Source organism: Ruminococcus difficilis (assembly GCF_016680995.1).
The window spans coordinates 1-7,186 of the sequence record NZ_JAEQMG010000110.1; the positions used below are offsets into that span (position 1 = coordinate 1).

The window sequence follows — 7,186 nt, forward strand, 5'->3', positions numbered from 1 at the left end:
ATATGCGAAATGCGGAATGACATTGACCGACGCGGTAAACGCATTCTTTCAGCAGTCGCTCAATGTAGGCGGACTGCCGTTTCTAATGAATCAAAACAGCGAGGAAGTTATGCGTCAGCAGGCAATTGCGCTTTTGCTTGCGGATATCAAGGCAGGCGAGGACAGCGTAAAGTCGGAATCGGATTGGATTTCGGAAGAAGATATGTTGATTGAATTCGGAGTGCAGGCATGATTTTGCGCTATACGCCGCGAGCCCGGCAGGATTTACATGAGATAAAGAATTACGTCAAAAACGAACTGGCAAATCCTCAAGCAGCAGCGAGAATCGTCGAGAGATTACTGAAGGGGTGTTCAAATCTGAAATCAAATCCATACTTGGGGTTGGATTTGTCCTCGAAGATTGGGCAGAAAACAGACTTGAGATATTTAATCCTCTCAAATTACATTGCCATATATAGAGTTGATAAAAACTCAGTCAGTGTTATCCGTATCATGGATGGCAGGACAGATTATTTGCTTTACCTGTTGTCAGAGATATGAGCTGCCTATCGGTCAAAATTTGCGATGCTAAATCAAAGAAAAGCTGTTTTCTAACGTGCAAAAAATACTGACGACAGGTTGAGAGCATTTACAAATTAAACTATGAACGCTGCACTTGACATTACTTGGTGAGTGCAGCGTTTCAATCTTTATTTGGATAGAATTTAGATTTATGATGAGGAATAAATTTAATTGGTTTTCGATGGGCGAGACCGATATGAAATTTGAGATGAACTAACTCTAAAAAGTATCAGCCGTGGATTTTTGGCGAGGAATAATCGCTCTTTCCAACCTAATGAAAAATTGCTGGTCTTTTGATGCTGTAGCGAAATCTTTTGCTGGTTTTGATCTCGATTTTGCATAAATAACTTTATCGACTTGCAAAAATCAAAACACGAAAAAAGGCTTGAAACCGACGTTTCAAGCCTGAGAAATCCAGTAATAATGCGGGGAATTGAGTCACGGTTGACGTTTGGAGACCGCTGCTCTACCAACTGAGCTATACCCCTAAATATTTAGTTGCTGCATAATGACATTAACTCACTGCAAGAGATATATTACCACAGAATTACCACAGACACGCGATTTTGTCAAGCATTTTTCAACACAAAAACGCCAATTTGAATAAAAACAGTGTTTTCCACGTGCGAAACGCACGTCAATTGCATTTCATTATCAGGGATATCACGTGCAGAATAGCTTATTTGCGCACGTGAGTTACGTGGTCTTTGACCGCTGCCCGACCATGTTTTCAGAGCTGAAAACCGCACGTCTTTTTTCAGCGGCTGCGATGTGGCTGGGTATACGTTCAAAAAATGTCTACCCAGGGGGCATATCAGCGGAACTGGGCAGCGGTGTGAAGATTATCGGACAAAAAGCGTTCTATGCAACAAACCTGAGTACGGTCACGATCCCCGAGAACGTCACCAATATCGGCGGCATGGCTTTCGGCTTCCATACCGGCGAGGAGAAAGACACAAGCTTCATCATCAGGGGCAAAAGCGGCACTGCCGCCGAATTTTACGCCGATGATAACAGCTTTATCTTTAAGCCGATCAGCTATGACGTCTGGCTCGCGGGCACTCAGATAACGGTCGATAACATTGACATCCTCACTCCGGTCATCGCCCAAAACAGCAGCGAGGCGAAGGAGCGGTTTAAAAACGGTGAAATGGAAATCACATTTGACGGTAAGTCCACGCTGACCCTGAAAAACGCGATCATCGATACAGGAACCAAAACAGCGCAGGGCGCGACCTTCGGCATAAAGGGTCTGAATATCGTTGTCGAGGGCGATTGCCGTATCATAGGCAGAGAGGTAAACGGCATTAAGCTGACTCAGAACGCCACCATCACCGGCGGCGGTACGCTGACCGTGACAGGCAAGAGCAGCGGTATCTCATACGACGGAGACGGAGATATCGAGCCTACCGTAGACAAAACCGCGCTGAATGTGAGCGGCAGCATCGGTATAAACGGCGGTTCTTCTCCGAGCGGAAAGAAATTGACAATCAACTGTTCGGACGTAACCGCAGAGGGCAGCAACAGCGCAATTAATTACTTAGGCGAAATCACTCTCAACGATGCTGAAATCATCACGCCCAAGGGTGGTGAGATAAAGAGCTCGGCTACATGGGACAGCTCGCCCTCGCTGGGAATATACGACGGCTCAACGCTCTCTAAGAAAGCCGTGATAGCGGCTAAGCCCAATGCTCAGACGATGATTGGCGACGTGAACGGCGACGGCAAGGTGACGATCGACGACGCTACCATGATACAAAAAGCGGTCGCCGAGCTTGTTGAGCTTGACAATACTCAGAAAAAAGCCGCCGACACAAACGGCGACGGCAATGTCACCATCGACGACGCAATCTCACCCTCGGCGTGATTCGGGAGGATTATTCCAAACTGATCAAGAATAATCACTACAACGACATCGTCAACATGGAGAATCAGCTTTCGCAAACCTGCGCCGACGTTTTCCGCGAGTGCGAAAAAATCAACAGTATTGACCCTAAGACCTTCATCGACCACGGCAATGAGAACAAAGTATTCACCATGCATTACCATGATTGGGTCAATTTCGGCTACTGGGCTCTTTCGTATGAATCCTTCTTCAAGAACAACTACAGTGTTTCTCCGGCGCAGATCAATGAGATATGTAAAGCGGCAAGAGCAAACGGCATGAATGTAGCTGACTATCTCAACTCTGTCGGCTATACCGAAATCTACCAATTCAAGCCCTCGGGACAATATTATGTCCTCGCAAGCGAAAAGACGGATGTTTTCTCGTTCGGAGCATCTACACTTATTTTCTTCACAAGCGTTGACACAACAGATAGTTGGTGCTTTGCAAGCGGTCGTTCCCCGATGTCTGCGCCGGGTGCCGATCCGACTGATCTGTGTCTGAAAGATGTTCTGACCTTCTGATTGCAACAGCGTATAAAGGATAATGATTCCAACAGAAGAAAAAATGAAATGGGTGTTTTCCATGGCGCGGCGGCGGTCGGTTGAGTTGTATGCGTTGATTTGAACGGCTCTCTCATGTGAATTGATGGTAGCGAGTTGAAAAAAATGAAAGCTGATTTTATATTGACAAAAGAATTTGCTTTTAGTAGAATCTAAAGTAGCAGTTTAGATTTGCTAAATTGAGGTGCTTCATATGTATTATGAAAGAACGATTGAGAAAACCGTGCGGAATATCAGCGACACATTCCCGGTGCTTCTCCTGACAGGTCCGCGGCAGGTCGGCAAGTCCACCCTGCTGGAACGCATGGCGGAGCCCGAGCGCAAGCGCGTCAGTCTGGACAACCCCACCATCCGTGCGCTGGCGCAGAAAGACCCGGAGCTGTTTTACAGCGTTACGCTCCTCCGGTGCTGATCGACGAGGTGCAGTACGCGCCGTCGTCTGCCGAAATATCATCAGTTATTCCTTTGCGTCCGAGGTCGCCTAAATGTATTATTTATTTCGTGTTATCATCATTCTTCTCGCGGGACTTATCATCTTTCCCGTTCTTCTGCTGACGGGAGTCCTGCGCGTCGGCAAAAGCACAAACCCTGATAAACCCAATATCCAAAAAATTTCGGGATGGGCTATTTTCACCGCGCTCATCACCTGCTTTGGCGCGGCTGCCTTTGTTCCGTATGAGGAGCACTTCATGACCTTTTCGACCATAGAGGATTCGTTCCGATACAGTGCGGTCCCGTCGGACAAGCTGTATTTGCGCGAATACGGCGACTGCGCTTTTGCGGCGTCCTGCGACGGAAAGATCCATACCTTGAATATCCGAAACGGCGGATACGGCATTTGCGACGCGTACTCCGCAACCCACTGCTATACGCGTACCTCGGGCAAAGCGGACGAGAAAATCTCCTGTATCGCCGTAACAAACACTCAGGCGAACAAAACCTTTTATCTGATTCTGATAACAAGTCGAAATCCGGATAATACCGAAAACGAAATTACCGTGAACGGCGAAAAACCGACTTATATCACAACGCTGCAAAAAAGCCAAAACAAGCCGTCGCTGTTTTTCCCGGTTGATCATTATTACATCGAAAAGGACGGCTGCGCCGACAAAAAGCTCATAATTGACATGCACGGCAAGCAAGTAATATTCCAATAAAAAGGGGCGAGCACGAAGCTCGCCCTGAGTTATTTTAAAATTCTGTCATGGGGTCGTATTTCTCGCCGCCGAGACGGCACTCAAAGTGAAGGTGAGGTCCCGTGGAATTGCCGGTGGAACCTACCAAACCGATTACCTGACCCTGCTTAACGGTATCGCCGGACTGAACGCCCGCGCTGGTGAGGTGACCGTAAATTGTCTCCTTGCCGTTGCCGTGGTCAATAATCACGTAGTTGCCGTAGCTGCCGCAGGCGCAGCATTTTTCCTTGCCCCAGTTGTGGGTACAGCCGGTAAATACGGCGATAACCGTTCCGGCGTCCGCAGCAAGCACAGGCGAACCCATGATTCCGCCGCCGGCTATGTCGATTCCTCCGTGGAAATAGGAGGTTCGGTTCTCGTGGAATACCGAGGAGAGATAATAGAATCCCGGACACGGCCAAACGTATTTGCCGGTGCTGATGATATTGCCTTCCTGCGACTTTTTCTCAAAATACTTGCGGATCTGAGCCTCCATAAGAGTTTCCTCGTTGTCCGCGTCGGCGAGGAAGTCCTGTGCCTCCGCCGAGGAATCGCGCAGCTTTTTGAGCAGCGCTTCGTTTTCCTCAAGCGTTTTGTTGAGGTCTGCCAAATCGGTGCTGAGGGTTTCCTCGTCCTTCTGCAGCTGTTCCTTGTCCGCCTGCATCGAGGTCTTTTTATCCTCAATATCGGCGAGCTTGGTGCTGAGATTTTCAATCAGATCCTTGTCGTACTTCGAAAGCGTTTTTACAAGGTTGACCTTGTCAATCATATCCGAAAAGCTCTTTGCGCCGAGGATGATCTCAAGATCGCTGGCGCTGCCTGCCATATAGATAACGCGCAGCCGCTTGCACAGAGAGTCGAGCTGTCCCTCGATATCGGAATTTGCCTGATCGATCTCGCTCTGGCTGGTGGAGATGCTGTCGGTGAGATTGGTGATGGATTCACGGGTAAGCGTGACCTTCTCGCTGAGCACCTTTATTTTCTCGGTAAGAGCGGTAGTATACTCCTCTTTGTCCGCGATTTCCTTGGTGTTTTTCTGAAGGATCTTCTCGTATTCTTCCTTCTTCTGACCGAGGTTCGAAATTCTCTCTGCCAAAGAACGGGTGTCGGTGGTGGTTTCCTCCACGGTTTCCTCTGCCGAATCCTCCGCGGACGCGGTAAACACTGTTCCGGTCAGCGGAAGGGCAACAAGGCAAACGCTGAGCAATGTACAGAAAAACTTCTTACATTTTGTCATTGCCGCCGCCTTTTACATCAAAGCCCTGTAGCCGATTTCAACGTCGGGATCATAAGTGGAGCCGTTGAGACGGCACTCAAAGTGGAGGTGCGGACCTGTGGAGTGACCGGTGGAACCCATCGTGCCGATCTGCTGTCCGGCGGAAACAGTGGTGCCTTCGCTCACATTTACGCTCGCGAGGTGTCCGTAGATTGTCCACTTGCCGTTGCCGTGGTCGATCATTACGTAGTTGCCGTAGCTGCCGCCGCAGCCGCAGTCGCCGTTTTTGCCCCAGTTGTGGGTGCATCCCGAATAGGTCGCGATGACTGTGCCGCTGTCAGCCGCAACGATGCTGCTGTACATCGGACCCGCGATATCTACGCCGCTGTGGCTGTAGCCTCTGTCAGCGGAATCGCCGTAGTCTGAGCTGATATAGTAAACGCCGGGAGCCGGCCATACATAGCTGCCGCTCGAGGGTGTGGGATCGGGAGTGTAGATGGGACTCGGGTCTGTTGCAGGCTCGGGATCCTCTTCGGAAGTGGTTGCAGGCTCGGTTGCCTTCTGCTCGCCCGAGCTGCCTGAACCGCTTGATGAACCGCCCGAATTGCCTGAGCTTTCCGATGAGCTGCTCTTTTTCTTTGCAGCCTCCATAGCCTTCTGAGCCTCCGCCTGCTGCTCCTCGAGGATCTTGGCGATATTTGCCTCAAGCTCGGTCTTGTTGTCGCCGAGACTGCTGAGAACGTTCTCGGCGTCGGTCTTTGAAATTTCAAGATTTGCAAGTCTGTCCTTGTTGGTCTCAAGAGTGTCGTTGAGATCCTTCATATCGGCGTCAAGCGACTCCTGATCGGCTACAAGCGCTTCCTTGTCCTTGAGCATAGCGTCCTTGCTCACCTGAATTTCGTCGAGCTTGGTGTTTACCTGGTCAATCAGATCCCGGTCGTACTTCGAAAGGCTCTTGACGAGGTTCATTTTGTCGATAAGGTCAGAGAAATCCTTTGCGCCGAGAATGATCTCGAGGTCGCTGGCGCTGCCTGCCATATAAATCGCTCTGAGACGCGTGCAGAGCGCGTCGAGCTGACCTTCGATGCTGGCGTTGCCTTCATCGATCTTCTTCTGGTTTTCGGCAATGCTTTCGTTGAGCTTGCTGATAGACTCGTTGGTGAGGTTGATCTTCTCGCTGAGCACCTTGATTTTCTCAACAAGAGCGTCGTTATACTCCTTCTGATCGGCGATCTCGCTCTCCGACTGACTGAGGATAGTCTTATATTCGGACTCCTTCTCCTTGAGCTCAATGAGCTGTGCACGGAGAGAGTCGATGTCCTCCTCCGCCGAGACGGAGACAACCGAGCCGAAAGCCGGTACGGATACGATGCAGACGCTGAGCATTGCACAGATAATCATTTTTAATCTTTTCATATATTCTGCTCCTTTCGGGGAATTACCATCCAAGTATTTCATTGCCTTCCATTTTCAGGTATTTGCGGATCGAGAGGAAGCCGCCGCAGAAACCGACGAACACGCCGAATACGGTGAACGCCGCGGCGACGTAAGGCAGTACGTCAAGATACGGAATGAAGTCGAACATCGACTGAGCGTTCTCGACCACCATGCCGACGCCCTGATAAACAAGGGCGAGAGCGCCTGTGGCGATAACCGCGGAAATCAGACCGATGACCATACCCTCAACAAGGAAGGGCATTCGTACAAATGAGTTGGTCGCGCCGACAGATTTCATGATGCTGATTTCGAAGCGGCGTGAGTACATAGTCGCGCGGATGGTGTTCGA

The 7,186-nt window shown here is 49.8% G+C and carries 9 protein-coding genes; 6 read left to right on the forward strand and 3 right to left on the reverse strand.

Features of this window, described 5'->3' with window-relative positions:
- The 6 genes from JKK62_RS10520 to JKK62_RS10545 form a co-directional block, all read left to right on the forward strand.
- The coding region (locus JKK62_RS10520) for a phosphatase (protein WP_207752174.1) at positions 1-232 on the forward strand (232 nt) is incomplete at its 5' end.
- On the forward strand, positions 229-540 hold the full coding sequence (locus JKK62_RS10525; RefSeq protein WP_201427857.1) for a type II toxin-antitoxin system RelE/ParE family toxin: 312 nt from the start codon (positions 229-231) through the stop codon (positions 538-540). The genes JKK62_RS10520 and JKK62_RS10525, both read left to right, overlap by 4 nt.
- Before the next feature lie 856 nt (positions 541-1,396).
- Positions 1,397-2,428, forward strand: coding sequence for a dockerin type I domain-containing protein (locus JKK62_RS17885; protein ID WP_201427858.1), 1,032 nt, complete (start codon positions 1,397-1,399; stop codon positions 2,426-2,428).
- The gene (locus JKK62_RS10535) at positions 2,425-2,970 is read left to right on the forward strand and encodes a hypothetical protein (RefSeq protein ID WP_201427859.1); all 546 of its coding nucleotides are present in this window, start codon (positions 2,425-2,427) and stop codon (positions 2,968-2,970) included. The genes JKK62_RS17885 and JKK62_RS10535 overlap by 4 nt, the downstream gene beginning before the upstream one ends.
- A gap of 232 nt (positions 2,971-3,202) precedes the next feature.
- Positions 3,203-3,421 carry an AAA family ATPase gene (locus JKK62_RS17510; RefSeq protein WP_243411823.1) on the forward strand — a complete coding sequence of 73 codons (219 nt, stop codon included), beginning with the start codon at positions 3,203-3,205 and terminating at the stop codon, positions 3,419-3,421.
- A gap of 73 nt (positions 3,422-3,494) precedes the next feature.
- Positions 3,495-4,166 (forward strand): hypothetical protein, encoded by a 672-nt coding sequence (locus JKK62_RS10545; protein ID WP_201427860.1) that lies wholly within the window; start codon positions 3,495-3,497, stop codon positions 4,164-4,166.
- A gap of 34 nt (positions 4,167-4,200) precedes the next feature.
- Here JKK62_RS10545 and JKK62_RS17805 read toward each other — a convergent pair whose 3' ends face one another.
- From JKK62_RS17805 to JKK62_RS10560, 3 genes are all read right to left on the reverse strand, one after another.
- The gene (locus JKK62_RS17805) at positions 4,201-5,421 is read right to left on the reverse strand and encodes a murein hydrolase activator EnvC family protein (RefSeq protein ID WP_201427861.1); all 1,221 of its coding nucleotides are present in this window, start codon (positions 5,419-5,421) and stop codon (positions 4,201-4,203) included.
- Positions 5,422-5,433: 12 nt separating this feature from the next.
- Positions 5,434-6,816: a murein hydrolase activator EnvC family protein gene (locus JKK62_RS10555; protein WP_201427862.1), complete on the reverse strand. Its 1,383-nt coding sequence runs from the start codon at positions 6,814-6,816 to the stop codon at positions 5,434-5,436.
- Between the two features lie 22 nt (positions 6,817-6,838).
- Positions 6,839-7,186 (reverse strand): FtsX-like permease family protein (locus JKK62_RS10560; RefSeq protein WP_207752175.1); only part of this gene is annotated, 348 nt, incomplete at its 5' end.